This window comes from Dyadobacter bucti (assembly GCF_005869225.1).
GTDB lineage: Bacteria > Bacteroidota > Bacteroidia > Cytophagales > Spirosomataceae > Dyadobacter > Dyadobacter bucti.
The window spans coordinates 548,776-575,511 of the sequence record NZ_SWFP01000001.1; the positions used below are offsets into that span (position 1 = coordinate 548,776).

22 protein-coding genes are annotated in these 26,736 nt (G+C 49.3%); 4 read left to right on the forward strand and 18 right to left on the reverse strand.

Annotated features, from left to right (window positions below):
• Positions 1-19: 19 nt before the first annotated feature.
• The 17 genes from FBF61_RS02005 to FBF61_RS02085 form a co-directional block, all read right to left on the reverse strand.
• Positions 20-811, reverse strand: coding sequence for an SDR family NAD(P)-dependent oxidoreductase (locus tag FBF61_RS02005; RefSeq protein ID WP_138475490.1), 792 nt, complete (start codon positions 809-811; stop codon positions 20-22).
• Positions 812-821: 10 nt separating this feature from the next.
• Positions 822-1,757 carry an aldo/keto reductase gene (locus tag FBF61_RS02010; protein ID WP_138475491.1) on the reverse strand — a complete coding sequence of 312 codons (936 nt, stop codon included), beginning with the start codon at positions 1,755-1,757 and terminating at the stop codon, positions 822-824.
• 27 nt (positions 1,758-1,784) lie between these two features.
• On the reverse strand, positions 1,785-2,852 hold the full coding sequence (locus tag FBF61_RS02015; protein WP_138475492.1) for a hypothetical protein: 1,068 nt from the start codon (positions 2,850-2,852) through the stop codon (positions 1,785-1,787).
• Positions 2,853-2,854: 2 nt separating this feature from the next.
• The gene (locus FBF61_RS02020; RefSeq protein ID WP_138475493.1) at positions 2,855-3,700 is read right to left on the reverse strand and encodes an SMP-30/gluconolactonase/LRE family protein; all 846 of its coding nucleotides are present in this window, start codon (positions 3,698-3,700) and stop codon (positions 2,855-2,857) included.
• A 106-nt stretch (positions 3,701-3,806) separates the two neighbouring features.
• Positions 3,807-4,190, reverse strand: coding sequence for a RidA family protein (locus FBF61_RS02025; RefSeq protein WP_138475494.1), 384 nt, complete (start codon positions 4,188-4,190; stop codon positions 3,807-3,809).
• The gene (locus FBF61_RS02030) at positions 4,187-4,831 is read right to left on the reverse strand and encodes an RraA family protein (RefSeq protein ID WP_138475495.1); all 645 of its coding nucleotides are present in this window, start codon (positions 4,829-4,831) and stop codon (positions 4,187-4,189) included. Before FBF61_RS02030 ends, FBF61_RS02025 begins: the two co-directional genes overlap by 4 nt.
• 11 nt (positions 4,832-4,842) lie before the next feature.
• Entirely contained in the window at positions 4,843-6,099 is a 1,257-nt protein-coding gene (locus FBF61_RS02035) for an MFS transporter (RefSeq protein ID WP_138475496.1), read from the reverse strand.
• A gap of 13 nt (positions 6,100-6,112) precedes the next feature.
• Positions 6,113-7,015: a dihydrodipicolinate synthase family protein gene (locus FBF61_RS02040; RefSeq protein ID WP_138475497.1), complete on the reverse strand. Its 903-nt coding sequence runs from the start codon at positions 7,013-7,015 to the stop codon at positions 6,113-6,115.
• Positions 7,016-7,023: 8 nt separating this feature from the next.
• Positions 7,024-8,100, reverse strand: a complete 1,077-nt coding sequence (locus tag FBF61_RS02045) for a pyridoxal-phosphate dependent enzyme (protein ID WP_138475498.1) — start codon at positions 8,098-8,100, stop codon at positions 7,024-7,026.
• Positions 8,097-8,912: an SDR family NAD(P)-dependent oxidoreductase gene (locus tag FBF61_RS02050; protein WP_138475499.1), complete on the reverse strand. Its 816-nt coding sequence runs from the start codon at positions 8,910-8,912 to the stop codon at positions 8,097-8,099. Before FBF61_RS02050 ends, FBF61_RS02045 begins: the two co-directional genes overlap by 4 nt.
• A 118-nt stretch (positions 8,913-9,030) precedes the next feature.
• Complete coding sequence (locus tag FBF61_RS02055) at positions 9,031-9,828, reverse strand: GDSL-type esterase/lipase family protein (RefSeq protein ID WP_138475500.1); 798 nt, start codon at positions 9,826-9,828, stop codon at positions 9,031-9,033.
• 14 nt (positions 9,829-9,842) lie between these two features.
• Positions 9,843-10,967 carry a sialidase family protein gene (locus tag FBF61_RS02060; RefSeq protein ID WP_138475501.1) on the reverse strand — a complete coding sequence of 375 codons (1,125 nt, stop codon included), beginning with the start codon at positions 10,965-10,967 and terminating at the stop codon, positions 9,843-9,845.
• Positions 10,964-12,061: a sialidase family protein gene (locus FBF61_RS02065; RefSeq protein WP_138475502.1), complete on the reverse strand. Its 1,098-nt coding sequence runs from the start codon at positions 12,059-12,061 to the stop codon at positions 10,964-10,966. Before FBF61_RS02065 ends, FBF61_RS02060 begins: the two co-directional genes overlap by 4 nt.
• A gap of 11 nt (positions 12,062-12,072) precedes the next feature.
• Complete coding sequence (locus FBF61_RS02070; RefSeq protein WP_138475503.1) at positions 12,073-14,220, reverse strand: exo-alpha-sialidase; 2,148 nt, start codon at positions 14,218-14,220, stop codon at positions 12,073-12,075.
• Positions 14,221-14,253: 33 nt separating this feature from the next.
• Positions 14,254-15,123 carry a hypothetical protein gene (locus FBF61_RS02075; protein ID WP_138475504.1) on the reverse strand — a complete coding sequence of 290 codons (870 nt, stop codon included), beginning with the start codon at positions 15,121-15,123 and terminating at the stop codon, positions 14,254-14,256.
• A gap of 40 nt (positions 15,124-15,163) precedes the next feature.
• On the reverse strand, positions 15,164-16,645 hold the full coding sequence (locus FBF61_RS02080) for a RagB/SusD family nutrient uptake outer membrane protein (RefSeq protein ID WP_138475505.1): 1,482 nt from the start codon (positions 16,643-16,645) through the stop codon (positions 15,164-15,166).
• 21 nt (positions 16,646-16,666) lie between these two features.
• Positions 16,667-19,852, reverse strand: coding sequence for a SusC/RagA family TonB-linked outer membrane protein (locus FBF61_RS02085; RefSeq protein WP_138475506.1), 3,186 nt, complete (start codon positions 19,850-19,852; stop codon positions 16,667-16,669).
• 183 nt (positions 19,853-20,035) lie between these two features.
• On the opposite strand from FBF61_RS02085, the gene FBF61_RS02090 reads away from it, so the two are divergent.
• Together FBF61_RS02090 and FBF61_RS02095 are read left to right on the forward strand one after the other, a co-directional pair.
• On the forward strand, positions 20,036-20,734 hold the full coding sequence (locus FBF61_RS02090; RefSeq protein WP_138475507.1) for a FadR/GntR family transcriptional regulator: 699 nt from the start codon (positions 20,036-20,038) through the stop codon (positions 20,732-20,734).
• A 148-nt stretch (positions 20,735-20,882) separates the two neighbouring features.
• The gene (locus FBF61_RS02095) at positions 20,883-22,001 is read left to right on the forward strand and encodes an alpha/beta hydrolase family protein (protein WP_138475508.1); all 1,119 of its coding nucleotides are present in this window, start codon (positions 20,883-20,885) and stop codon (positions 21,999-22,001) included.
• 67 nt (positions 22,002-22,068) lie between these two features.
• Here FBF61_RS02095 and FBF61_RS02100 read toward each other — a convergent pair whose 3' ends face one another.
• Positions 22,069-23,244, reverse strand: coding sequence for a lipoprotein N-acyltransferase Lnb domain-containing protein (locus FBF61_RS02100; protein ID WP_138475509.1), 1,176 nt, complete (start codon positions 23,242-23,244; stop codon positions 22,069-22,071).
• A 305-nt stretch (positions 23,245-23,549) separates the two neighbouring features.
• Between FBF61_RS02100 and FBF61_RS02105 the strand changes: the two genes are divergently transcribed.
• Together FBF61_RS02105 and FBF61_RS02110 are read left to right on the forward strand one after the other, a co-directional pair.
• A complete protein-coding gene (locus FBF61_RS02105; RefSeq protein ID WP_138475510.1) occupies positions 23,550-24,263 on the forward strand; it encodes a DUF4198 domain-containing protein in 714 nt (237 codons plus the stop codon).
• Between the two features lie 90 nt (positions 24,264-24,353).
• A complete protein-coding gene (locus FBF61_RS02110) occupies positions 24,354-26,720 on the forward strand; it encodes a TonB-dependent receptor (protein ID WP_138475511.1) in 2,367 nt (788 codons plus the stop codon).
• Positions 26,721-26,736: the final 16 nt, after the last annotated feature.

The following is a 26,736-nucleotide window of genomic DNA, read 5'->3' on the forward strand; positions in this document are numbered from 1 at the left end:
TAAAAATTCGGTGCCAACGTCACCAGCTCGTCCAGCCACCGTCCACGAGGAGGTTTTGACCGGTAATAAAAGCAGAGGCATCGGAAGCCATAAAAACCACCGGCCCCTTGATATCGTCATCGTCAGCAAAACGGCCTAATGGAGTCAGACGCTTGTAATTTTCTACAAATTCCTCTTTTCCCACCAGCTGCGCTACCCCGGGGCCATATCCGCCAGGACTGATGCAATTTGCACGGATATTGTATTTCCCGTAATAATTGGCAAGCCATTTCGTAAATCCGACCATTCCCCACTTATCATAGGTATAGTTTACCGGACTCGTCATGCCAGTGCTGCCGTACACCGGAAAGTTGGGCCCCACCGCCCCTTGAATCGAACCGATATTGATGATATTTCCCGAACCCTGTTCACGCATGACACCGATCACAGACCGGGTGATCAGTATCAGACCCGTGGAATTGACGCTCTGCGCCCGCTCCCAGCTTTCCTTTTCAATATTCTCAAGGTCGCTGAAACCTTCACGCGAAACCGCATTGTTTACGAGGATGTCAATTCTGCCAAAACGTTCTTTTACCAGCTGCACAAAAGAAATGATCGAATTTTCATCTTCCAGATCGAGCCCCATACCTTCGGCCAGGAAACCTTTTTCACGGATCGTGCCGGCAAACTGTTCACATTTTCCTGCGTCGCGGGATGCTATCACTACCTGTGCGCCTGCTTCTGCAAGGGCAGTTGAAATGGGTGCGCCGAAAAAACCGGAGCCACCGGTAACGATCGCTATTTTATTTTTCAGGCTAAATAGATTTTTCATGTCAGATAAATTAAAGTTTCCACAAACCGGGTGTAATCACCTCTTCTTCCACTTGTAGAAAAGCCTCTGCAATCCCGGCCGATATTTCCCGGGGTATGGCTGGCCCGTTGATCAGGTCAACATTTTCACTGATCTGCTGCCGGTTTACCGCTCCCACAACGATACTATCCACCGCCGGAAGGTCCCGCACAAAAGAAAAAGCCAGCTGCGCCACGGACATTTCGGCCTGTCCGGCCAAGTCTATGAGCTTTTTGAGATGTTTTTTTGCGTTTTGCAAATTACCTGTCAGGTGTTCCGGTTGCATGAAAAACAGGCCTTGTAAAAACACACTGCGGACAAAAACGAGTTTTCCCTGCGCATGCAATTGGTCAAGATTTCCACTACGGATCAGCCTCTGATCGAAAATATTCAAAGGGACTTGTGTAGCTTCCACATCCGGTTCTTCCAGGAAGTAAGGGATATCCTCGGGAAAGTAGGCCGAAACGCCACCGATATCGATCAGGCCTTCCGATTTGAGCCGTCGTAATATTTCCGGTAAAATTTGCATCACCTCATGCATCGGCTCCGCGCCTTTGTGCAGCAGACAGACCGGCAGACGGGAAATTTTCAGCGTTTCAAGAGACGTTTTCACGCTGGCCAGGACTTCTCGCCAGGCACGTTCCTGATCCATCATGTTTTCGGCGCTTATCTTGAACTTCGATACAATGTGAGACAGGCCGGAGTCATGCTTCTCTGAATAACTGCCCAACACGTTTTCCGAATATCCATACGTCCGGGCGGTGTCAAAAGTATTGATCCCCACTTCCCCTGCATATGCCAGCATTTCCCTGGCTTCTTCGGGGGCCGGGATTCCGGTCTGGTTGGACACACCGTAGGGCAGGCCGAGCTGTGCAGTTCCCAGCGTCAATGCTGAAAACTGATATGCGTGATACGCAGTATATTTCATTGATTTTTAAAGAATCAGATTACGATTTCACTGCACGCCGACGACTGTAGGCGTGCGTATCCCCGGCTTGATCTCACCGCTTACATATACCCAGCGATTTTTCCAGAAAACAACCGGAAGCGTTACCCGGGAAGGGATATTTGTTTGTTTACCAATGTATTCCCAGCTGTCCGTTTTGGGGAAATAGTAAAGTAAATTATCAATGATACCGGGATGTGTTGCCGGATTTTTATGCAAAGCCGTTACGGCATCTACCCCGCCCCAGAAAAGGAACCGGTCGTTTCGAAGAACCGGTAGTACCGTCCCGCCGGCGGACATTCCTCTCGGCATGGGTGCCAGCTTTTCCCAGGCCACAGCCCAGCTGTTTTTTGTCCTGTGCAGGCTCAGCCGGTAGCCGTCGAGCAGGATAGCCCGGTATTTCTCTCCTTTAGAATTCAGTCCGGTGGTCTCTCCCCCGAACATATAAAAGTGGCCGTCAAAAACGGTACACGCAGGAAAAATCCGCTCGGGCCCCGGCCAGGCCTTCACTTCCGACCAGCCTGTCGCCGGATTTTTCAGATCCAGCACAAAGCATTTTTTCAGGGGCTGCCCGGTGGGTGCGCTGCTTCCTCCCGCAATCACGAACACATCCCCCACCAGTGTGCCCGACATATTCGCCAGCGGTACAGGCAAAGCCGGATAATCCGAAGTGAGCAATTTTTCGCCGTCCCACTCAAACCCTGAAACCCTGCTCAAATGTCCATCCGCATTACTACCACCCGCCACGATCATTTTGTTCTGATACGACACCGCCACACCATATCCGGCAGGAACCGGCAGCTTTTGCTCAGATTTTATCCATTCTTTTCCATCACGCAAAATGTAAATGTCACTATACCATTTCTTCAGTCCACCTTCCCAGGGAAATTTATCGGGGAAATTAGCTCCGCCCATGCATATCAGCGTATTGTTGCTCACGCCAGCATACATCCCAGCCCATCCCTTTCCGCCCGGTAGCACGGGCAGTTCGCTCCACTCAACGCCTGGCTGAGCCATCGTTTTCAATCCGTTCAACATACCAATCAGCAATAAACTAAACTTTAAAAAATTATTCATTATCAGCATTTTAACGACTGTAAATATACTGTAATCATCAAAACGGCACCCGGGCCCGGCTCTCCGTACCCACCGGTTACCAGTATTGTTCTGGTCAATTCATTTTCCTGAACAAAACACAGGTTACTGGTCAGCGGCAAAGTCGTATCGATAGAAAAAAGAAAATTTCCTTCTGGAGAGAGCACCTGTACTGCACTCATCCCGTAATGTGCTGCCCACAGATTCCCTTCCTGGTCCCGGGCCAGCCCGTCGGGTAAGTTGCCGGTTATTTCTCCCGAAAAATGTGCGGGTAACCGCGCAAAAACTTCCGGTTTGCCTAACACAATTCCCGGTGCTGCCAGCGGAACCATCATAATCCTGTTTTGATAGCTTTCGGCCACAAAAAGCTGTTTTCCATCGCCGGAAAGCACCAAACCATTGGGGTAGTCCATATTTTCGGCCACAACAATCTCTTTCCCATCCGAGCTTTGGAAAAAGACCTTCCCAGTTTCCCTGACGGAGTCGGTGAAATAGATGTTACCTGCGGTATCGGTGATCAAGTCGTTCGGACAATAGACTTTCGAACCGGCACAAATGCCTTGAACTTTATTTTCAATGAAATTCCCGGACTTATCAAAGCGCTTGATCGAAGCCTCCTTGCTATCGCATACCAGATGAGAGCCGTCTTTCAGCACGACCTGCCCATTGGGGCAGGCCGCTTCTGCCCAGACTGAATATGTACCCCGCTTGTCGATTTTTCCAATAAATCCACCCGTCAAAGTCGTAAAGAGAAAATTGCCATCCCCATCCGCAACAGGGCCTTCTGTGTAAAATGGCAGATCCAAAATCTTCTTAATGGAGAAGTGCATCGGAATCAATGGGTAGCTCCTACGGAGCGTTGTGTTGTCCTTGTCTGAAACATTTTGCTGGTAAGAGGGGGCTCCTAAGGAGCCCGGTGTTGGCCGACAGCCTAACCTACTTTCCCACATAAATAACCACATCCACCTCAAACTTCAGCAGCTCACCGAGACAACCGATCAGTGTGGTGCGGGCGGGGTATGGTTCGTTGAAATACGCACGGTAGATAGCATTGAATTCGGCCAGATATTCCTGTTTCCCTACATAATTCCTGACCTGAACGGCATCGTCCAGACTGGCCCCGGCTGCCTCCACAATCCTTTTGAGGTTATCAAAAGAACGCCTGCACTCTCCTTCGAAAGTGTCGTTGACAATACTCCCGTTATCGTCCACCGACGCCTGTCCGGAAACAAACAGATAGTCGCCTGAAATAATGCCCGGCGAAAAAGGCAAAGGACTTTTGGGGATATTACCGCCGCTGATTACTGTTTTTTTGCTCATAGCACTCCGTATTTTAAATAAGCTTCTGTGGCCTTCATGCCGTTTTTAATGGCATCTCTTGTAATATTTTCGGCTGATACTTTTTCGAGCGCGGCCTTGATCACCTGCTCTTCCACCTGCTTGGGTACCACCACAATCCCGTCTTCATCGGCCATGACCAGATCGCCCGGGGAAAATTTCACTCCGTCGATTTCCACTGCTACATCCAGATCGATCACCCGCTGGCGGTTGGCGCTGTCGTAGGGATTTTTACCCACTGCAAAAACAGGAAATTGCATTTCCCGCATTTTATCAATATCCCTCACCGACCCGTGAACGATCACGCCAATGCACCCCGAGTTACGTGCGGCCGTGGAAAGCAGTTCTCCCCAAATCCCGGAACGGTTGGAGCCGCCCGCGGCACAGATCAGAATATCGCCCGGCTGACAGGAATCTACGGCCTGTAATTCCAGTTCATAAGGGTTTTGGTCCACGTCATACATATCCGCCCAAAGCGTGGTTTTGCAGCGGCCGATGATTTTATTGATCCCGGTAAAAGCATGAAAAGCTGTACGGGTAGCCTGCTGTTTGTACCCGATCTGGTCGAGCACGTCCGACAGCACGGCTACGTACAATTTGTCTTTGAGTTCCTGTAAATCCATATATTATTTATTTAATTCAATTCAGAAGATGCCTTTTTGGGATCAGGACGAATGAAATACATCACTGCCACACATGCCAGCAAAATCGCGGCTGCTACCTCGAACATTTTGTTCAGATTCACATTTGCATCCCGTAATACGCCACCTGCGTAAATCCCCAGGCCGCCTACTATGCAGCTGAACAAATTGAGTATCCCGTAAGCCGTCGCCCGGTACCGGCCGTCGGTGATCAGGCAGAGGATCGGCATCATATTGGCATCGGTGAAAGTCCGGGTAAGGGCATACAACATAAAACAGACAATCGCTACCGACAATATGCTGGTGCCGCTGGCAAGATAAATAGCCGGTGCCGCCACGAGTAGCCCGTATAAAGGCACGAGCATCCGGCCTCTGGGATTTCTGCGGCTCCACCTGTCGGCCAGGAAACCGCCCAGCAATACCCCGGCCAGCGACGCAGTATGAAAATACCCGGTAGCATATACACCTGCCATACTTTGTGAAAGATCAAAATGCTCCTGGTAATAAGTTGGCAACCAACCCACTACCATCCAACCCACAATACTGATCAGCCCCCAGTAGATGATCGCCAGAATATAGTCCTTCCCGCCGAAGAGGTTTCTGACGGCATCGCCAAAGCCGATGCGCGACCGGGAGCTACCAGTTGCATGGTCAACTGTTTTATCAACATCCTTTAATGTAAAGGCAAGCAGCAAGGAATACCCTATCCCGATTACGCCGAAAATAGTGAAAGCGAAAGTCCAGGAGTGGTTTTCTGCCAGCCAGCCGCCTATAAATCCAAGGCTCTGGCCCACCATAATGCCGCCCATGTGAATACCTGTAGCCAGCGACCGCGTTTTGTCACGGTGGTAATCCATGATCAATGCCAGGGCCGCAGGAATGTAACATGCTTCGCTGACTCCCATCAGCGCCCGTGTCAGCAGCAGTTCTTCGAAAGAGGTCGCCCTGGAAGTGAGCCAGGTAACGAGCGACCATACAAACAAACTGCCGATGATCACTTTGCTACGGCTGAAACGGTCGGCCAGGAACCCGGCCAACGGGCTCAGCAGGCCGTATACCCAGAGGAAAACCGAGGTCAGTAACCCGAACTGGGTGTCCGACATAGGTATCGCTTCCAGAATGGAGCCACGCATCGTCGTGATCATCATCCTGTCCAGATAATTGAGGCAGCCCACCACACAAAGTAGCGCCACGACCAGCCAGGGATAAAAAAGCGGTTTATTGATGGATATTTCGCCCGTATTTTTCATTCAGTTCAAAAAATCAGCTTACCGGTGTATAAAAGCTCTCAATCTCCTCGGTCATACCCATTATTTCTTCATCTGACCATGGCAGCACCTTCGCAAGAAGCGGCGGCTTGGGCTCTCCGATGGTGATATCATAGCGCAGGTACATGGCGCGGTTGAAGAAAGACCATATCACGGGAATGATGGTTTCGATGAATTTCTGAAAAGTGAGCATGTAATCCATTGCATGCTGCGTTTCCCCTGCCAGAAATGTCTCCCGGATATACTTACACGTCGGCCCGAAAAGGTTATAGCTCGTCCCGATCGCCCCTACGGTACCGCAGAGCGCAGCCTGGCACATGAGCTCGTCAGCCCCGCTGAAAAGTTTCCACTTATCACCAGCCCGGTTTTTGATCGTACTTATTTCAAGCATTTTATCAGTGGTCAGCTTCATGCCGTGCACCTGCGGAAGGTCGAGCAGCCTGTCGATCACCTGGTGATTTGCCGCACTGCCGATCTGGTAGGGGAAAAACGGTACGTCAGTTGCCTGCGCGATGCGGCGGTAATGTTCAAAGGCCATGTCGGCAGAAGCGCCGTAATAGATCGGCCCCACAGAGGATATACCATCCGCGCCGTGGCTGGCTGCATCTTTGGCAAGCCTGATAGACTCTTCGGTATTGAGGGCACCTACCTGCACCATCACAGGAATGCGTTTGTTAGCAATTTCAAGCGTTGTCCGGGTAATTTCCTTTCTTTCCTTCTCGCTGAAAAGGAATCCCTGGCCTGTCGATCCCAAAAGATAAAGTCCGTCGACCTGTTGTTTGATCAGCAGCTCGATCAGTTTTTCGAGTTCTTTCGGGTTAAATGTTCCGTCGGGATTGACAGGAGTAAATAACGCAGGCCACAAGCCCTGAAAAATATTGCTCTGTTCACTCATCATGATTTGTGTTAGAAAAAAGTTTGAATTGTTTGGATGAAATTCTGATGACCGGCGATACCGACCTCAGGTAAATTGAAAAATGTATCTACCGATCCCATATCCTTGAATCCGCTGCCCGTTACCAGGCATACTACCGACTCTCCGGGATCTATTTCTTTTCGTTTGAGCGCATTTTCGAGACCTGCCAGCGCCACGGCTCCCGCAGGCTCACAAAAAATACCCTCCGTCTGTGCAAGTGTTTTTTGCCATTTGAAAATATCCGCGTCGCCTATCGTATAACCATTCCCGCCCGAATTCCTGCAACCTCCAATCACATGGTCTCCATCGATCACACTCGCTACCTGAAGACCGCTCACTTTTGTCGTGGAAGCATTCACGGCGTTGGCTTCCGTTTTGTTATGGCGTAAAGCCGAGGCGATCGTATCATTTCCTTCCGGCTGCACGCAGCTGATTTTTACTTGGGAACCGGCAACTTCAGCTCCCCTGCAGATCGCCAGCGTAAGCCCGCCCCCGCCCGCCGGGACGAAAATGTGTCCCGGATTTTCAAGCTCTTCCAGTATTTCGTACACGATGGTCTGCACACCCTGCATAGCCGACGGGCAATACCGGTACGCGCTGATCGGCAGTGGAATATGTTGCTGCGCACAAAGTTTTTCAAGCTGATCAAACACGTCGGCCGTCACCCGGGGATTTTTTCCAAAATCCTTGACCATATAGATATCCGCTCCGTACAATTGCATCTGTTTGACTTTCGGCAAAGGTGCGCCATCCACCACTACCAGAATACACCGGATACCGGAGGCCGCACAATAGGCACTTAACGCAGCACCCGTATTTCCGCTCGATGTGGCAATGCATATTTTTTGCCCCTGCGCAGCCATTTCAGAGGTCAGTACTGCCGCAAAACGGTCTTTATAGGAACCCGTCGGGTTCAGGTTTTCCAGCTTGAAATACAGCTCGGGAACCCCCAGCATCTTCCCCACCGACCTCGATTTTACGAGGGGCGTATCTCCTTCGCCCAGCTGTACCCTATGCGCCTCCCCTACCTCGGGGAGCCTCGATCCGTATTTCCATATTGTTTTCAAAACTCTTCGGGGAATTGTAATTTCTTGATTGAGTACTTACTGAAATTGGGTTTGAAACCGCCGTCAATAACGAGTGTAGTTCCTGTGATATAAGCAGCTGATTCCGAGCTGAGCCACAAAATTGCATCGGCTACTTCTTCCGGTTTGCCGCCTCTTCCCAGCGGAATGGCATCAGTGATTTCACTGATGAGTTGGTTACTGATATTCCTGCCTTCCGGATCGACATAATCATTACTGAGCTCCGTGTCGATGTAGCCCGGTGCAATGCCCACCACCCGGATCGCACTTCGCCCGTAGGTAACGGCACATTCTTTGATAAAGCTTTCCAAAGCGCCTTTGGCTGCTATGTAGGCAGAACCCGTACCAGAAGGACGCTCCGACATCATGCTTGTCACATTCACGATCACGCCCCCGGTCCGTTTTTCCTCCATCGCTGCGGCAGCCCATTTGGTTAGGAAAGCCGGGGCGGTCAGACAGATTTTCAAGGTTTTTTCCCAGATCTCCATTTCCATCGTGCGCATGCTTTCCAGAGTCCGCCACGCCGCATTATTGACCAGAACATCTATCCTGCCCCATTTCTCAATTGTTTTTGGGATAATACTTTGGAGATAAAGCTCATCGGAAAGATCGCCAGGGATGTTCAGGCATCGGGTTCCGTATTTTTTGTCAATGACATCGGTCAGAGCCTGCAGGGTATCCGCATCCAGATCGCAGAGCGTGACCGCATATCCGTCCTCAGCGAATTTCAGGGCAGTTGCTTTCCCGATCCCACCCGCTGCACCTGTAATGATTACTACTTTCTGATTACTCATAAATTATCTTTTTCGGCCCTTTTTCCCACCTTTATTACTCCGGACGCGTGCCACCACTTGTCCACCGCCCACCTGCGGGGACCAGCACTTTCAGGCGGGGCTCAGCAGCATTGATGTATCAGTGTTCCCCTTCATAGTATTCGCCTCCGCAGGTAGGTTCCTGCGGATTGAAAATGGATATCGTTTTGAACATGAGGCGCGCTATTTCCTGGTGGCCGGTTTCGCCAGGGTGGATCGGATCATTGAGCCAGTTTCGGTACACATTGGCAGAATTATTGAGGCGGCTGTCCTCCCAATACTGGTAATTATCGACCAGGATCACGTTTTTTTCTTCTGCAACCCGGCGCATAAAAGGCATATAGTCAGGCAGTTTACTACGGCTTGGATCTTTTTCAATGATGATGCTGTTGGGCGTGTGAAAGATGGGGACAGCGCCTATATCCCGAATTTTCGCAACGATCTGTTCCAGGTTTTTTTGGTACAAATCCGTCGTCATATCCTTTTTAGCACAATCATTGGTCCCGATCATGAGCGAAACCATTGCCGGCCTGAACTGGCTCACCCGCCATTCAAAATCCGACAGGATGTTGACAGTCGTATTTCCGCTGATACCTGTGTTGATCACAATGTCCCGCATTCTTTTGAGCTCCCAGCGAAGGCGTTCCCCGAAAATTTCGGGATACGAACGGTAGCCTTTCGTATGCTTTGCGCCGTGGGTAATGCTGTCGCCGGTAAAAAGCCAGATATGAGGCTCTTGTGACGCCAGCAGTTCCTTAACCCGTTCAAAATCGGGAGTTGAATCCTCGCCTCCGTTGTTTTTTACGGGATTAAATGCCACGGCACTTTGCCTTGTACCGAGCCCAAAGGCAGCCGCACCGATACCGGCCGTTTTCAAAAATTTCCTTCTTGAATTCATGCGATCCTGAACGGTTATTTGTATAGCCCTTTTTGGGTCAGACGTGTAATATTGGTAACCGATAAATGTGTTTTGGCGGCCTGGCTCCCGGCACAGTAGCCCAGCAAAACTTCATTCTTGGTAAAATGAATGGCGATGTAACAATACCAGCCGTCCGGATCGCTTTCGATATTTTTGATATGTTCCCATGTTTTGCCTTCATCTTTTGAAACGGCCACAGTAAGCGGCGTACGGGCGCCCCCGTGCCAGCCTTCTTCCTTGATCTTGTTGTTGTTCCATACCAACAGCAAATCACCGGTTGCAGGTATACGGGCGATGGATGCAGGCGAAACCGGTGAATAAATCGTGCTCGGTTCGATATGGCTCCAAGTCACGCCTTTGTCGGAAGAATACGATAATTGCTGTACGCCGCTGTCGGTACGGATAAACATCATGACCCGACCGTCTTTCAGTTCCACGACTCCCGGTTCCTGGGTGATAATTTTCGTGCTGTTCGGCACTTGCTTACCCGATTTCCAGCTCGCGCCGTTATCGTCCGAGAAGTAACTGTACAGGTCGGCCTTATTCTGCCATTTTCCGTCTATAGAGCTATGCAAAGCCACAGCCATGAGCAGACGGCCGCTTTTCAGCTGAATCACCCGGTTGTTGTTCAACACAAAATAACCTTTGCGGTCGGTAATGCAGGGCGTAGCGGCGCTCCATGTTTTAGCTTCGTCCGTCGAGATCCGCATCAGTGGGATGCAGTCGGTTTCTGAATTCTTTTTGAGATAAAACAAAGCTATTTTCCCATTTTCCAATCGTAGCAGCGATACCGACATGACGTTCATATCGCCTTCTCTTTCCACTACAAGCTGATCCTCCTTAGTCCAGGTTTTGCCTCCGTCGGAAGAATACCGGCTGGCCAGATACGCCGGAGCATGGTCGCTGGTGGATTTTCCGGTGTACCGGCTGTATATGAACATGATCCGCCCGTCTTTCAGGGTTATAAAGTCGCCTTCACTGTTGCGCGGGTTATCGTCGCCCGGGGCCAGTTTGAGCGCGAGGTTTTGGAATTTGTTGTTTTGGGAAAATGCATTTCCTCCCGAAAAAAACATCATCGCCGCACAGGCAAAGCATACCGATTTGAATATTGATCTCATTTGTAAAGTCCTTTTGTTTCCAGGTTTCTAATTGTGATCTGCGTCGTCGCCCAATCGAAATAGGCGAGTAAAACTTCATTTTTGGTAAAATGGATGGCTGTATAACAAAACGAGCCGGAAGGGTTTTCTTCAATATTTTTGAGATGCTCCCAGGTTTGGCCGTCGTCCTTGGAAACAGCCGTGGTCAGGGGCGTTCTTTTGCCTTTCGTGGCCGGGACGCCGCCATCATTGTTGTTCCAGACCAGCAGCAGATCGCCGGTAGCGGGTATACGGGCAATGGAAGCAGGTGATACCGGCGATGCAATTTTGCTGGGCTCAATGTGGCTCCACGTTTTACCCTTGTCTTTGGAATAAGAAACCTGCTGCACGCCGCTGTCGGTACGGACGAACATCATCACACGGCCGTCTTTCAGCTCGATCACGCCGGGCTCCTGGGTGATCATTTTGCTGTTGTTGGGAATCTGTGCCGAAGGTTTCCAGCTATTGCCCTCATCATCGGAATAGTAGCAGTACAGCATGCCCTGTAAATTGATCTCGTCCTTATCGCCCGCTGTTTTGTGCAAAGCTACCGGCATCAGCAGCCGGCCGCTTTTCAGCTGGATCACCCGGTTATTGTTCAGGACAAAATATTCAGTTTTGTCGATGCAGGAGAATGGTTTGCCCCAGGTTTTACCTTCGTCGGAAGATATCCGCATCATGGGCATACAGTCGTGGATTGAGTTTTTGCGCAGATAAAACAAAGCCAGCTTGCCACTTTTTAAGCGAAGCAGCGATACAGACATAATGTTCATGCCGCCTTCATTTTCAACCACCAGCTTGTCTTCCTTCGACCAGGTTTTTCCGCCGTCGGCAGATACCCGGCTTACCAGGTAGGCCGCCGCGTAGTCGCTGGCCGATTTGCCTGTGAAACGTGTATAAATGAAAAGGATGCTGCCGTCTTTCAATGTAGCGAAATCCCCTTCGCTGTTTCTGGGGTTATCCGGCCCGGGCGGTATTTTAAGGCTGACGGTATCATTTTGGGAAAAGGCATTCTGGGCCGAAAAAATGTGTGTTATCAGCCAGGCAAGAAACAGCGCTTTGTTAATGTTTTTCATCAATAAAAGGTTTAGTTATAAATCTCATCCAGCCCGATCCGTACAATCCGGGCCTGGTCTAATCCTGCGCCCATGCTGTATCCGATCAATACATGATCTTTGGTAAAATGAATGGCGGTGTAGCAGAATGTACCTTCCGGGTCGTTTTCCAGGTTTTTCAGGTGCTGCCAGCTTTTGCCTTCATCTTTCGAAATGGCCAGGGTCAGGGGCGTACGCTTACCTTTGAAGTAGCCCTCACCTTTCGCGCCGTTATCGTTCCAGACCAGGATAAGATCTCCGGTGGAAGGAATACGCGCAATGGAAGCCGGTGAGACAGGCGACGGTATGGGGCCGGGCGTTAAGGGCGACCAGCTTTCGCCTTGGTCTCTGGAAAAGGAATAGTACTGGAATCCGCCGTTGGCACGAATGTTCATCAATAAGCTGCCGTCTTTGAGCGCAACGATACCGGGCTCCTGCGTGATAACACTGTCCGGATTAGGCACAGCCTTTCCCGATTTCCAGCTCTTACCATTGTCGTCGGAGTAGTAGCTGCGCAAAATACCGCGGTTGTTCCATTTGGTATCAGGCGTTTTGTGGAGGGAAACCGGGATCAGAATCCTCCCTGATTTCAGCTGCCGGACGCGGCTGTTATTGAGTACAAAATATCCTTTCCGGTCGGCAATACATGGTTTGGAAACTCCCCAGGTTTTGCCCTCGTCTCCGGAAATCCGCATCATCGGTACACAATCGTCCACCGAATTTTTGCGGAGGTAAAACATACCGATCTGCCCGTTCGCGAGCCGCAGCAGCGAAACCGACATGATATTCATCTTAGCTTCGTTTTTGAGAATGATCTGGTCGGAAGCCGTCCATGTTTTCCCACCGTCTGACGAGTAACGCCCGGCCAGGTCGGCGGGGGCAAAGTCACTGTCGGAGGAGCCGGTATATTTGGAATACACATACAAAATACGGCCGTCCTTCAGTGTAATAAAATCGCCCTCGCTGTTTCTGGGGTTGTTGTTTCCTGACTTGATATCCAAAACGGTGTATTTCCCGGCAACATCTCTTTTGCCGGCTTCCGATGGCGGGTACCACATCACCATAGGATCGGGGCCGAGGCCTGACTTGATCACTGAAACTACCTCCAGCTTTTTAAGATCTACTACATGGATTCCATCAGAATCGGTCGTTTTTACCTTGATCCGCTCTGTACCATCGGGCATTTGCTGAGCCTCCTCGGAATCTTCGCAACCGACAAAAGCATATTTTTCATCCACCGAAAGCTCCACGCCGATTGCATAATCCCCTACCGGGATGCGTTTGATCTCTTTTTTTGTAGCGACATCGATCACCGTCAATGTGCCTTCCTTTACCCAGCCCGCTACCAGCGCGCGTTTGCCGTCGGCGGTGAAACGACACCTTACCGGCATGCCTTTGCATTCAAAAGTTTCGGTTGGTTTGTGCGTTGCAAGATCAATGACCGTGATTGTTCCGCCGGTCTGGTTCAATGCCCAGAGATACTTGCCGTCGGGCGTGAATGCCAGCCCCTCGCAGCCGGGGCCGCAAGGGATCTGGGTGATGAGTTCTCCCGTTTTTCTGTCGATCACGGATATGTTTTCGGAGGTGATATTGGCCGTATAAAGCCGTTTTCCATCCGTGGAAACATATACCATGTGGGAGATTTTACCATGGGTAGGAATAGTCCGGGTTACTTCGTTGGTTTTGGTATCGATTTCAACCACAAAACCTGTTTGTCCGGCAGTGAAATAGGCATTTTTGCCGTCAGGGGCCATTGCGGCACCATGAATGCGCGTAAAGTTGCCGGTGCTGATCTCCTTCACCTGCTGCCGTTTTACCAGATCGATCACCGAAATGGTATTGCCGGGTGCTTTGTAACTGCTCAGATATGCAGTACGCTGGTCCGGGGTGACCGTTATTTCGTGCGGGTTCGGTCCGGTGGGAATGGTCTGTTTTACCTCATAGGTTTTGGGATCAATAAAAGACAAGGTATTGGAATGCTTGTTCGCTACCAGTAAAACAGCTTCGGGATTTTGACCATGAACGTACAGGCACAAAAGGAGCAGGAAAGCGAGTAGGGCTGTCGGCTGTCGGCGGTCAGCGGTCGCCCGTCGGCTTTTGGCGGTCGGGTTCTTTGAGGTATTCGGGTGCTTTCCTGTCATGGGTTTGTGCTTTGATTCTTCGAATCCGTTGTCCTAGACTTTACCTATTGCGAACAATTTGTTTTTGGTTGTGAACGTGTGCAGTTCAGAAAAATGGTAGACGCTCGCAACCTGCTTTCCGTTCTCCATCACTGGCGTCGGGACTTCCACGACAAAATCTGCAAAATCGGGAACGTTGAACGCGATGTACGCCAGACGCAGCGAATCCATCGGCTCGTCGTATTTTTTGGTCAGGTCGGGCAGTACTACCGGGCCGGTATCAGTCTGGTAAAGTTTCTTGGCATTGTTGATATTGATCGTCTTGCAGGGACACTCGATGACCGCGCTCAACCCGGTTTCCTCATTGCGGATTTCAGTCTGCGTAACGATCGGTACACCTGAAATGGTAGCCTTCTGAATTTTCTCCCAGGTATCCAGTTCAGTGATCACAGGCGCGGCCGGCAGGCGTATGATCGGGTCGGCGCCCCACATTCCGGCCATGGTTTTGATACTTCTGTACCCTTTCCGCTCATTGACGTGCCTTCTGAAAACCAGCACTTTCCCGTCTCCGAAAATCGGTGTGAAGTCGTAATTGTCTTTATAAAAGAGGTTTTTGGTGGCAAAGGTATCTTCACTTTTACAGGCCCCGCCCTGGTAGTAAACAGTCGATTTGCCTGTTTTCAGATCCGTGATGATCGTACGGCTTTCAATCCACATCCTTACCGAGTTCATATCGCCGGTATTGCATATAAATGATTTCCCGTAATCGAGGCACACGGCAGCTTTGGCGGCCGGTCCCGCCGTTCCGGCCGATGAAACAAGTGGCGACAAGGCCAGTGAAGAGGTCGCCAGCAGACCTTTCCGGAGAAAATTCCTGCGGTTGTTTGTTGATGCTCCTTCCTTGCTTGTTGTTTGGTTTTTCATAAAAAATATAGAATCGGTTAAGGGTTATTACAAGTTCAGATCAGTTGTATCCTTCATTTTGAACTACTTTGGGTTCGAGGCTCAGGGTTGTTTCGGATATTGGGAAAAGCATGAGATAATTCTTGCCAACCTGGGGTTTCAATGAGGGCACCAGCTCAAAAGCTTTGTCGAAACGGGCCAGGTCCCACCAGCGTTTGCCTTCAAAAGCCAGTTCCAGCAACCTTTCTTTGAGGATGGCTTCATCATTTTTCACTTTGGTATCATTGATATAAGTGTGCTTGGCGAAACTACTACCATAGGCGCGCTGCCTTACTTTGTTGATCTCCGGTGAAGGGTCCTGTCCCAGGGCATTTTTCGCCTCAGCTTTCATCAGCAGCACGTCGGCATACCGGTACAAAACAATATCGTCAATAAACTTCCTGACACCGGAAATCACCACCCCATTGAATTTGTAAACCACCGAGCTGTAATAGGCTTTGGTACCGTTGGCCTCATTGGTATAAATCTCTATGAAAGAGGCATTTTTACGCTGATCATCGACCGTAAACTGGCTTCTGACCGTCGCCGACGGAGACCATACGGAGTAGGAACCCACCAGCACACCCAATGCATCTTTTGTCTCCTGATCAATGTTTGTGGGTGTCAGGTTTGGATAAGTGTACATGTTACGGTACTCGTTTTCAGGCGCTTCGATGTCCTGATACCTCACAGCCATCACCACCTCTTTGTTTCCCTTGTTGTCAAAATCGAAAATCCTGCCAAAATTATCAAGAAGCGCCACGTCGCTTTTTTCAACTTCGTTAAGCGCATTCAGGGCTACTTCAAAATCCGCCTGCCCGCCGTTCATTTTTTTGGCAGTCCACAAAAACACGTCGGCTTTCAGTGCGTACAATGCAGGCTGCGACCACAGATACCTGCCGGTATTGAAACTGTTATCGGGAAAAAGCTTTTCAGCCCCGGCTATATCGCTTTTGATCAGCGCAAATATGTCCTCTTTTTTCGCTCTCTCTTTCTGAATTGTCTCGGCGGTGTAGCCTTCCGTAGGCTCTGTCACTATGGGTACTTCTCCCCAGGTCCGCACCAGTACGAAATAGACAAAAGCACGCATTGCATGCGCCTGAGCCAATATTTTGTTCTTGTTGGCCTCGTTCGTGAAAGCAATGCCCGGCGCATATTTCAGGATCAGATTGGCGTCATGGACAATCGTGTACAGCCCCTGCCAGGTAGGACCGGAATTGATGGACGTGAGCCTGTTTTCGTAGTACACATCTTTTCCGTCGGCACCGCCCGGGCTGCGTGCCATGGTTTCGCTCCGGGCTTCACCCCAGATAAAATAATTGGAGACAGTCTGGTCGCGGAGCCGCACATACATCCCATACAATGCGCCGTTGGCATCGTCTTCTGTTTTCCAGAAAGTGGCATTGGATATCTGGCTGACGGGATTAAGCATCAGTTTTTCCGTACACGAAATGCCCGATAATATCAAAGCAAGCAGGATTATCTTCAGATTGATCTTTTTCATAGTTCCAAAGTTTACTTGTAATTAAAAGGAAGCATTAAGTCCAAAAATGATATTGCGGGGAATCGGGTAACGTCCGTTGTCGCGGTTACCGTCTTCGGGATTGAGACCCGTGAAATTGGTGAAATAGTGGAGGTTGTTGCCGGTCACATTGAACCTCAGGCTTGCGATTTTCAGTTTCTGCAGGATTTTGCCCGGTACGGTGTAGCTGAGCGTAGCTTCTCTCACAGCCAAGAAATCGCCTCTTTCAAACAGCGTTGAGTTTCCCCTGAAAAGGTTACTGCGCACCTGCTGGTCGGCCCAGTAAAACCTCGGTATGTCGGTAACGTCCCCCTGTTTCTGCCATGATCTAAGCAAATCGGTGGAAAGACCGTTGTCCCCGTGGTACTGCCCCAGGAATGTTCCCCTGGTATAATGGTCGATTGTATGCCCCGCTGTAAAATCAAGGCGAAAAAGGAAACTGAAACCCTTGTAGCTCAAAGAGTTGGTAAGACCGCCCGTCCAGGTCGGATAAATATTGCCCACATAAACCCTGTCTTTTTCATCAATAATATTGTTGCCGTCCGCATCGAGCCAGTTCACATCACCGCCATATTTTGTTTTATTGGCACCCGGCACAACCATGTCCACCGGACCAGCTGCGGCGGCTTCATCCGTAGCATAAATCCCCATCTGCTTGTATGCAAACATATCCCCTACCCGGCCGCCTTCCTGCAGACCGCCCATCCAGGCATAGTCTCCCCTGGCTGCATCCCACACATATACCCCGCCGATCCGGTTGTTTTCGGTACCATTGTAAGGCAGCGAAAGGATCTTGTTTTTCACTCTCGCCGCATTGAAGGAAACGTCCCAGCTCAAGTCGGATTCACTATTCGTTATCCTGGCCGACAGTTCGACTTCGATACCCTTGTTTTCCAGGCTCCCGAGGTTAGTGAGTATGCTTCCGAAACCGGTTGAATGCGGCAGTGAAAGGCTGGTGATCAGATTGTCGGTCACCCTTCGGTAGCGGTCAACGAGCAGGGATATACGGTTGTTGAACAAACCGATGTCCACACCGACGTCAAATGTTTTGGATTGTTCCCATTTCAGTTCCTGGTTTGCCAGCGACGTGTTCTGGATCGCTGCGACGCCTGCATAAGTGGCTCCCACGCTGTACTGCCCTTGTGCCTGGTAATCGCCCAGCTGGCTGATGTTACCGTTAACACCATAACTTGTGCGCAGTTTGAGCGATAAAAGACCTTCGGGAAGTCCTTGCCAGAATTTTTCCCTATGCACATTCCACCCTGCGGATACCCCTGGGAAAAAGCCCCATTTGTAATTGGCACCGAGATTGGACGCGCCATCATAGCGGCTTGTGACCGACAAAAGGTATTTCTGATCATAATTATAATTCACACGGCCAAAATAACCCGCGATGATCTGTCGTGCTTCCGTGCCGCCTACCGCCTGTGGTATGGCAGCCGAGTTCAGAGTCGGGATCAAATCCGAGGCTGCACCCCGGCCGCTGGCAGAAAGGCTTGAAAGTATCCTGTCGTAGTATGAAAATCCGAGCATGGCGTCCAGTGCATGGACATTATTGAAAGATTTTGCATATGAAAGAGTTGCATCCGTCTGATACTGAATTCTTTTGGAATAAGAACCCGAGGCATCCCGCGAATTCACCAGGTTACCGGGGCCGTTGAGATATGCTTTCAGAAAAGACCGGCTGTCGGCCGTTTCCCGGTACAGTGACCCCTGAACAGTCAATAACAGTTCCGGCAGGATGTTCCAGTTGGTACCCACCACCATGGTCGATTTGTCATTGCTGTTTTTCCCTTTTTCCACACTCACAATATACTCGGGGTTACCGATCGAGAGGTTGATACCCGGTGCCAGGGTACCGTCTTCAAACTGGTACTTGGCGGTTGGCGGCAAGCCGCTGGACCTGCCGAATAAGTTCGTTGTCTGATAGGGTACCTTGCTTGCGGAATTGGAATACATCAGCCTTCCAAACACCTTTACATTGTCCCGCACAGCGAGCTCCGAGTTCAGGTTCAGCGTAACTCTCCTGAAATCGGAAGCAATAGCGATCCCCTCGCTTTTGAGATAACCCAGGCCCGCACTGAAAGTGGCTTTTTCGGTGCCACCTGCAATAGATAAGGCATGATTATGCGAAATACCGGTCTTGAAAAGAAGCTCCTGAAAATCTGTATCCTTGAAGATGATCGTTTTGGACGGATCGAGCGGATCGGGCATACTTTCCCAGCCCTCCTGCAATTTGTGTCCGTTTTCTGGTGTCAGGTATTGGGTTGTAAAAGGTGTCTTGTTCGAAAGGTCATTACCCGTACCGCCACTTCCCGGCTGGGTAAGCAGGCTGTTCTGGGCAGGGTCTTTGGCCGCACTGGCTGCGATACCGAGCCTTTGAAAGTAGATAAAATCCCGTGCCGACAACAGGTCGTATTTTCTGGCCACGGTTGATTGCGTCAGGTCATAGGAATAAGAAATCCTTGTTTTACCCGATTTTCCTGATTTGGTAGTGACAATCACTACGCCGTTCGAGCCCCTGGCGCCATAAATAGCGGTGGAAGCCGCATCTTTCAGTACCTGCATTGATTCAATATCGGAAGGGTTCAGGTCATTGATGTTGTCCCGGATCACACCGTCTACAATATAAAGTGGTGACGCACCATTGGGATTGTTGATCGAAGTACCTCCGCGCACGATCACCCGCGGAGCAGCTCCCGGCTGGCCGCTTGTTGATTGCACCCGTACCCCGGAAATAGTCCCCTGCAAAGCCGATGCGGCATTCGCAAAAGGCACATTGTCAAGTACCCGGTTGTCCAGCTTGGAGATCGCAGTGGTTGTCAGTTCCCGTGATTGCGACCCATAGCCTATCGCTACTACTTCATTCAGCGTGGTAGCGTCCTCTTCCAGCGTAACATTCAGCTCAGTCTGGCTGCCTAACACAATTTCCTGGGTTTTATAACCGATAAAACTGAAAATCAGACTCTGGCCTGCGGTGGCCCGGATCTCATACTTCCCATTGGCATCCGTGTTGATACCATTCTGTGTACCCTTTGCAATAACCGTTACAAAAGGGATCGGGGCGCGGTCTGCGGCAGCAGTGACTGTTCCCCTGATGACCCGTTGCTGCGCATTTGCTTCATATAATGCAGCAATAGTAAAAAATAGGAGAAGAAATGGCCAAAAGCACTTTTTCCTTGTTTTCATGTAAATAGAAGTTTAAACCATGGGTGTTTTGTACTGGATATTTAAAAAAGCGGGAAATTTTCTGTTGATGTTTATTTGTAGGATAAATGTACTAATAAATTTTATATAAAATAATTTGTAGGGAAATTTATTCTCCTAATCCAGGCGGAATGTTTACCTTGCCTTTGTAAAAAAATATATAGGATGATTACCAAAGCCAACACACTGGAACGCATAGAAAGCCTGTCGATGACAGACCGTGTCGAGAATACCCTCCGGGAATATCTGACAGAAAACGGCTTTAAACCTGGTGATTCGCTACCCAATGAAACTGAAATTGCTCAGCAGCTGAATGTTAGCAGAAATGTGGTACGTGAGGCATTGAGCCGCCTGCGGATGCTGGGCATGGTAGAAACCAAAACACGGCGCGGCATGGTAATGTCACAGCCTGACCTGCTCGCGGGCATTGAAAAGGTCATGAACCCTTCGATCATGAGCCAGGGCAATATGAAGGATATCTTTGAATTAAGGCTGATCCTGGAAATGGGAATTGCGGAATTCCTTTTTGCCCGCAAGACGGATAAAGACCTGAAAGAGCTGGAAGCTATCGTTTTAAAACAGAAAGGATTGAAATCCCTGACCAAGGAAGACGAGATAGAATTTCATGGCAAGCTGTACGAAATGACCGGGAACGATACTTTCAAGCGGTTCCAGACTTTGCTGCTGCCTGTTTTCGATCACGTTTTTTTAAACTATTTTGAAAAAGGCATACATACCGAATTTCAAAATACGAGTTCGCATTATGACTTGTTCGCGATCCTCAAAGAAGGAACTGCTGACGAATTCCGCAAAGCCATGCATTCGCATCTTACACCTTATTATAGTACAAGTTTTCAGAAATAAGCGGCGCGACCGTACATGGCGCGAAGCTTTGCTTCGTGCAGGCTATTTGAAGGCCTCCGGCCGGTGATGTTGAATTGTCGGCCGGAGGCCTTTGAATAAAGGTGCGAAGCAGAGCTTCGCATCAACTCACGGGCAAAACTAAGTTAATATGAACAAAAAAATACTGATAATAACCGGCGTGCTGATCGCTGTCGCTTCAATAGGCGCATTCATATTCTGGCCGGATGAAACTGCAATTTCCAGGCCGCAGGAGCCCAAAATGCCTTATCCTTATGTAAGCGAAGACGTTACGTTCCAAAACAAGGAAGCAAACATCACTTTGTCAGCGACTCTTACTTTACCGGCAAAAGAAGGTAATTATCCGGCGGTCATTCTGATCACGGGCAGCGGGCCACAAAACAGGAATGAAGAAGTTGCTGGTCACAAACCTTTCCTCGTCATTTCAAACCACCTGACCAGGAACGGGATCGCGGTCTTAAGGTATGACGACAGGGGTTTTGGTCAATCTACGGGAGACTTTAAATCAGCGACTTCCCTGGATTTCGCCCGTGATGTAGAGAGTGCCATTTCTTACCTGAAAACAAGACCGGAAATAAACAAGGGCAAGATTGGTCTGGTGGGTCACAGCGAAGGCGGGATGATTGCCCCTATTGTCGCATCCCAATCACCCGATGTAAACTTTATTGTGCTCCTCGCCGCACCCGGAATCAAGGGTGATAAGTTGCTGCTGATGCAATCGGCGCTGATGGGGAGAGCCATGGGTTTATCTGAAACGGACATTCAGAAATCGCTAAAAGTGAACGCTGCCGTGTATGGCATGATCGAAAAATCCGATAACCCGGAGACATTAAAGGCAGACCTGACCCGATTCGCAAAGGATCATATAGAGGACATGCCGGACAAGCTGGTGCCCCCGAATATGACAAAAGAAGAATTTGTTGCAGCCAATGTCGACGCCTTATCCACTCCCTGGTGGCAATACCTGCTGAAATACGACCCTGTCCCTGTAATTGAGAAAGTCACGTGCGCGGTGTTGGTTTTAAATGGGGAAAAAGACCTGCAGGTGCCTCCGAAAGAAAATCTGGCTGCCATTGGGGAAGCATTGAAAAAAGGTGGCAACCAAAAGACAACCATTAAAGAGCTGCCAGATCTCAATCACTTTTTTCAGGAATGTGATACCGGCTCGCCTGCGGAATACGCAAAAATTGAACAAACCTTTTCCCCCGTCGCGCTGACGGAAATATCAGACTGGATATTGAAACAGTAAGTGGCGCAATGGCGCGAAGCACAGCTTCGTCCCAACTTCTCAGCACAGCTCGCACCGACTTGCCAGCTTAGCTTCGCACTAACTTGCCTGGTACCAGCAGCCTCGAAATCGTATAGGCCCGAATTCCCAGAACGATATTAAAAGGGATCAAAAAAACATTCAGCTCCTGAGGGAGAAAAAACCACAAAAGCAAAGTAAACCAGGACAATATGCCTGTGATCATAAAATATCCGGCTACAAAAGTATAAAACCTGGGCCTGAACAACAGTACGGCAGCAACCACATGGAAAGGTACCGCCCACAGCAGGTTAAGATTTTTTGCAGCGGCCTGATGATCCGTAGCTGTCCATAACAACACCAGCAAAACTCCCGCCAGTCCAACAACAAAAAACAAAACAGCGTCAAACCATTTTGTGAGCTTTTTCTTCTTCCAGTCGTAATAGCAAAGCAGAATGGCGCCGAACAAAAACAGGTTAAAGACAATCCAGGGATGAAGCAGACTGAAAGAAGCGGGTTCCGGACTGGATTTGTAAACTATATTTTTTCGTTTCACGATCCTGCGCCCGTTCAGTTTGGCATGGTCGAATCCCGACTCTATATAATCCGGCAGGAACATGTATTCAAACGGGGCTAGTTTTTTATCCATTGGAAGGCCCAGGCATATATCAATTCCCAGGTCGCCCCAGGGCTGTTCCGCCAGGTAACTGTCAGTCAGCTCACGGATAGTATAATCCGTTTTGATGTATGAACCGTCAAACCTGATGCTGTCTCCGAACAACACTACAAACACATCCCGCACTTTGGTAGCACAGTTGTTATAAAAATAATCGTAACGATAGGTAGCATTTTCAGGCAGGGCATTCCTATGGAGATAAGTACGAACTTTCTGCGTTTGTTCGTCCGTAAGGTCCAGCACCTGCTCGTGCACATAACGGTTTTGCGAAATGTAGGCATCCCGGAAGCGATCATAAGGATAAACCCCGAGCTTATAAAACAGGTCACCACGCGGAAAGTTGATATAAAAAGCCGGATCAAAAGTGAAAGTGCCATAATTGAAAGCCAAGTCCTCGCCTGTTGATGGATCCCGTACCCGGATGGCGCTGTGCCCGAAAGCCGAATACACCTCACCCTGATACGGGCCGCAAGTGATCACTGAGATTTCTGCCTGACCGGAAAACGGAGCTTGTGCGGATGAAGCCAGCGATAACAAAAGAAAAATGACAACAGCAATGCTTTTTTTCATGAACCTGATTATATGCTTAAAGGTAGTTAGCATGTCGCGAAGCTAATGCTTCGTGCCGACTATTTTAAGGCCTCCGGCCGATGCTTTCAACTACCACCGGCCGGAGGCCTTGGAATAAGGGGTACGAAGCGCAGCTTCGCATTCGCTTGCTTCCACATTTTTATATTTATTTATAAAAAGTCTAAATAAACTTTGCAAAGGTGAAATTCCGCGTATACTTTTGTCCGGTCATATTTGAAAGGATATGAATTGCATTTTTCAAGAAACACAATTAACAATTTTTACTACCTCAATATAAAAACCCAATGAAAAGTATCATTACGCTCGTTGCCCTGTTGCTTCTGTCTGTCAGCAATCTTTTTGCCCACGCACTGTGGATACAGACAGGCACCACCGGAAAAGCAGGCCAGAAACAAACCGTTAAAATCGTTTATTCCGAGCCGGATGACAAGCCTGAAAAAATTGCAGACTGGTATTCGGACGTAAAGGAATTTGAACTGTGGCTTACCACCCCGGACAAGCAAAAAGTGAAGCTGGCAACGGTTGCCGGCGAAGATCACTTTACTTCGGAGTTCACTCCTGAAAAGGACGGCGTATATACATTATCGATCAGTAAGGCTGCCAAAGAACTGGGTGGTTCCACTATTTACCAGTTCAATGCAAGCGCGATTGTAAAGGTTGGCAAATCCCTTGCCGGCAACGACGCTTCTTTCAATGGCAATGAGATCGCGGTTTTCGCCGATGCATCAAAGACTTACAAAGTCAATCAGCCCCTGAATCTGACAACCCTTTTGAAGGATAAACCTGCTGAAAAACTGCACGTTGGCATTTCCTCACCAAGCGGCTGGAATAAAAATGTAAGTTCCAACGCAAGCGGTGTGGCAGAATTTACGCCTATCTGGGCAGGAACCTATAAAATCGAAGCTTCTACCAGCGAAAAGGCCGAGGGAGACCATTTTGGAAAACCCTTTAAGTCTATCTGGAGATCTGCCACTTTGCTGGTTGACGTAGTGAAATAATCGTTCAAGCATTCCCGCGCCGGGCAGGACTGATCCGCCTGCCGGTCATTTTCACTCCTGTTATTTCCTTACTCACTCCATTCTAAGAAAATGAACAAATTTTACTTTGTTTCCCTGCTGCTGCTTGCGACAGCAGCCAGTGTCCTCGCGCAATCCGGGGCCATAAAAGGCCAGATCCTGACCTCCGACGGTCAGCCTGCCGAATTTGTCACAGTCGGTATCAAGGAACTTCAGACCGGCACCGTAACAGATAGCAAAGGCAATTTCCGCCTGAAAAAAATACCTGCAGGCAGGCATATTCTCTACGTCCAGCTTGTGGGTTACAGTGCAATTGAACAGCAAATCGTAGTATCGGGCGAAACCACTGTACCGCCGATCTCCCTGAAAGAAAATGCACAGGTTTTGCAGGAAGTGCTTATCAAAGGCAATACCAATCGTTTTGCGCAGAAAGAGTCAGAGCACATCGCCCGCCTTCCGCTCAAAAACATTGAAAACCCACAGGTATACAATGTGGTTTCCAAAGAGATCATGCAGGAACAGATCGTGACCGATTATAAAAGCGCCTTCAAGAATATCCCGGGTGCCAATTCCGGTGTCGCACATTCCAGTAACGGACGTTATATGAACGTCACACGCGGCTTTAACCTGGGCAATGCTGCCAGAAACGGCATAGGCACTTCTTCAGTCGCGGAAATTGACCCTGCCAATCTGGAAAGGATTGAAGCGATCAAAGGACCTTCTGGAACACTTTACGGGGCAAGCCTGTCTACTTTCGGGGGACTGTTCAACCGGGTTACCAAAAAACCTTTCGATGTTTTTAAAGGACAGGTTTCTTTCACTACCGGCACCTGGAACCTCAACCGCCTCGCTGCTGATATCAATACCCCCCTGAACGAAGACAAAACCGTTTTACTTCGCCTTAATACGGCTTTACACAGCGAAAAAAGCTTTCAGGACGCAGGTTTTTCAAAAACCTATCTGGTAGCGCCCAGCGTTTCCATCAAACTGAGTGACCGTCTTTCTGTACTGTTCGATGTGGAGCTTTATGGCAGAAAGGGAACGAATATTTACGGAAACAGCATTACGTCCACCAATGTAAAAGCGTTGGGCATGGATCAGCTACGGATCGGTTACAGGCAATCTTTTACAAATAATTCCATCATCGCCTCTACCCGTACCCAAAATCTTTATTCGCAGATCAATTACAAGATCAGCAGCCAGTGGACCTCGCAAACCAACGTCGGTACCAGCCTGGTGGAATTCGAATTTCCTGCGATGACACTCAATACCATCACTGATTCGACTGTGACACGCAATATCTGGGATCAGTACACCCGGCAAGTAGCAACCCAGATCCAGCAGAACTTCATTGGTGATTTCAAGATCGCCAATTTAAGAAACCGCGTGGTAGCCGGAGTAGATTACAGCTCCATGAATTTCGATTTCCCCAATACCCGCGGTGCTGTTTACGACACCGTCAATTTTATCAATCCCGGCAGACGTTATGCTGCGATCAGTATCAATGAGATCAAAAACAAGGTAGCAACCGTCACTACCAACAGCGGCAGCACAGGCAAATACAACTACGTAGGCGCTTATGTTTCGGACGTACTCAACCTGGCCGAAAACCTGATGGTAATGCTTAGCCTGCGGGTCGACCGGTTTGACAACAAAGGTTCTTACAGCTATTCGTCCAATGCAACGACAGGATTATATAAGCAAACTGCATTGTCCCCAAAATTTGGTGTGGTATATCAGCCCGTCAAAGAGAAGGTTGCCGTTTTTGCCAATTACATGAATGGTTACCAGTTTGTGGCGCCTGTGAACCAGCCCGACGGATCTGTTTCCAACTTCAAGCCTCAGTTTGCCAACCAGACGGAAGCGGGCGTGAAACTGGATGTGCTGGATAATAAGGTGAGTGCCACGATCAGTTATTATGGTATCAAAGTGATCAATCTGGTACGGACCGATATGGAACGTGATCCGGTGAACGGCAACCGTTTTCAGGTGCAGGATGGTAACCAGACGAGCAAAGGCGTCGATTTCGAGCTTATCATGAATCCTGTGAACGGACTGAATATCCTTGCCGGCTATGCGTACAATGCCAGCAAACTCGCCAAAGCGAACGAAAACGTAAACGGGCGCCGTCCGACTAATTCAGGAGCTGAAAACACTGCGAATTTATGGGCGAGCTATCGCCTGCCTGCCGGTTCTGCCAAAGGTTTGGGAATAGGTGCGGGTTTCAATTACAGCGGCGAACAATTCGTGATCAACAATACAACACGTGAATTCACGATCCCTGCCTACACAGTGCTGGATGCCACCATATTCTACGATCAGCCAGGCTACCGCATTGGTCTTAAAATGGACAATATCAACAATGAAAGGTATTGGAACACATCCCTTCAGCCGCAGACGCCCAGACGTTTCTCAGCAAGTTTTACAGTTAAATTTTGATATCTACCCAAATGAA

Bases quoted from the DNA above. Each gene is read 5' to 3' on its own strand.
- FBF61_RS02025 (WP_138475494.1), bottom strand. From the start codon at position 4,190: ATGAGCAAAAAAACAGTAATCAGCGGCGGTAATATCCCCAAAAGTCCT.
- FBF61_RS02095 (WP_138475508.1), top strand. From the start codon at position 20,883: ATGAACAAAAAAATACTGATAATAACCGGCGTGCTGATCGCTGTCGCT.
- FBF61_RS02030 (WP_138475495.1), bottom strand. From the start codon at position 4,831: ATGGATTTACAGGAACTCAAAGACAAATTGTACGTAGCCGTGCTGTCG.
- FBF61_RS02090 (WP_138475507.1), top strand. From the start codon at position 20,036: ATGATTACCAAAGCCAACACACTGGAACGCATAGAAAGCCTGTCGATG.
- FBF61_RS02080 (WP_138475505.1), bottom strand. From the start codon at position 16,645: ATGAAAAAGATCAATCTGAAGATAATCCTGCTTGCTTTGATATTATCG.
- FBF61_RS02060 (WP_138475501.1), bottom strand. From the start codon at position 10,967: ATGAGATCAATATTCAAATCGGTATGCTTTGCCTGTGCGGCGATGATG.
- FBF61_RS02075 (WP_138475504.1), bottom strand. From the start codon at position 15,123: ATGAAAAACCAAACAACAAGCAAGGAAGGAGCATCAACAAACAACCGC.
- FBF61_RS02040 (WP_138475497.1), bottom strand. From the start codon at position 7,015: ATGATGAGTGAACAGAGCAATATTTTTCAGGGCTTGTGGCCTGCGTTA.
- FBF61_RS02055 (WP_138475500.1), bottom strand. From the start codon at position 9,828: ATGAATTCAAGAAGGAAATTTTTGAAAACGGCCGGTATCGGTGCGGCT.
- FBF61_RS02070 (WP_138475503.1), bottom strand. From the start codon at position 14,220: ATGACAGGAAAGCACCCGAATACCTCAAAGAACCCGACCGCCAAAAGC.
- FBF61_RS02035 (WP_138475496.1), bottom strand. From the start codon at position 6,099: ATGAAAAATACGGGCGAAATATCCATCAATAAACCGCTTTTTTATCCC.
- FBF61_RS02020 (WP_138475493.1), bottom strand. From the start codon at position 3,700: ATGCACTTCTCCATTAAGAAGATTTTGGATCTGCCATTTTACACAGAA.
- FBF61_RS02100 (WP_138475509.1), bottom strand. From the start codon at position 23,244: ATGAAAAAAAGCATTGCTGTTGTCATTTTTCTTTTGTTATCGCTGGCT.
- FBF61_RS02050 (WP_138475499.1), bottom strand. From the start codon at position 8,912: ATGAGTAATCAGAAAGTAGTAATCATTACAGGTGCAGCGGGTGGGATC.
- FBF61_RS02065 (WP_138475502.1), bottom strand. From the start codon at position 12,061: ATGAAAAACATTAACAAAGCGCTGTTTCTTGCCTGGCTGATAACACAC.
- FBF61_RS02015 (WP_138475492.1), bottom strand. From the start codon at position 2,852: ATGAATAATTTTTTAAAGTTTAGTTTATTGCTGATTGGTATGTTGAAC.
- FBF61_RS02110 (WP_138475511.1), top strand. From the start codon at position 24,354: ATGAACAAATTTTACTTTGTTTCCCTGCTGCTGCTTGCGACAGCAGCC.
- FBF61_RS02010 (WP_138475491.1), bottom strand. From the start codon at position 1,757: ATGAAATATACTGCGTATCACGCATATCAGTTTTCAGCATTGACGCTG.
- FBF61_RS02005 (WP_138475490.1), bottom strand. From the start codon at position 811: ATGAAAAATCTATTTAGCCTGAAAAATAAAATAGCGATCGTTACCGGT.
- FBF61_RS02105 (WP_138475510.1), top strand. From the start codon at position 23,550: ATGAAAAGTATCATTACGCTCGTTGCCCTGTTGCTTCTGTCTGTCAGC.
- FBF61_RS02085 (WP_138475506.1), bottom strand. From the start codon at position 19,852: ATGAAAACAAGGAAAAAGTGCTTTTGGCCATTTCTTCTCCTATTTTTT.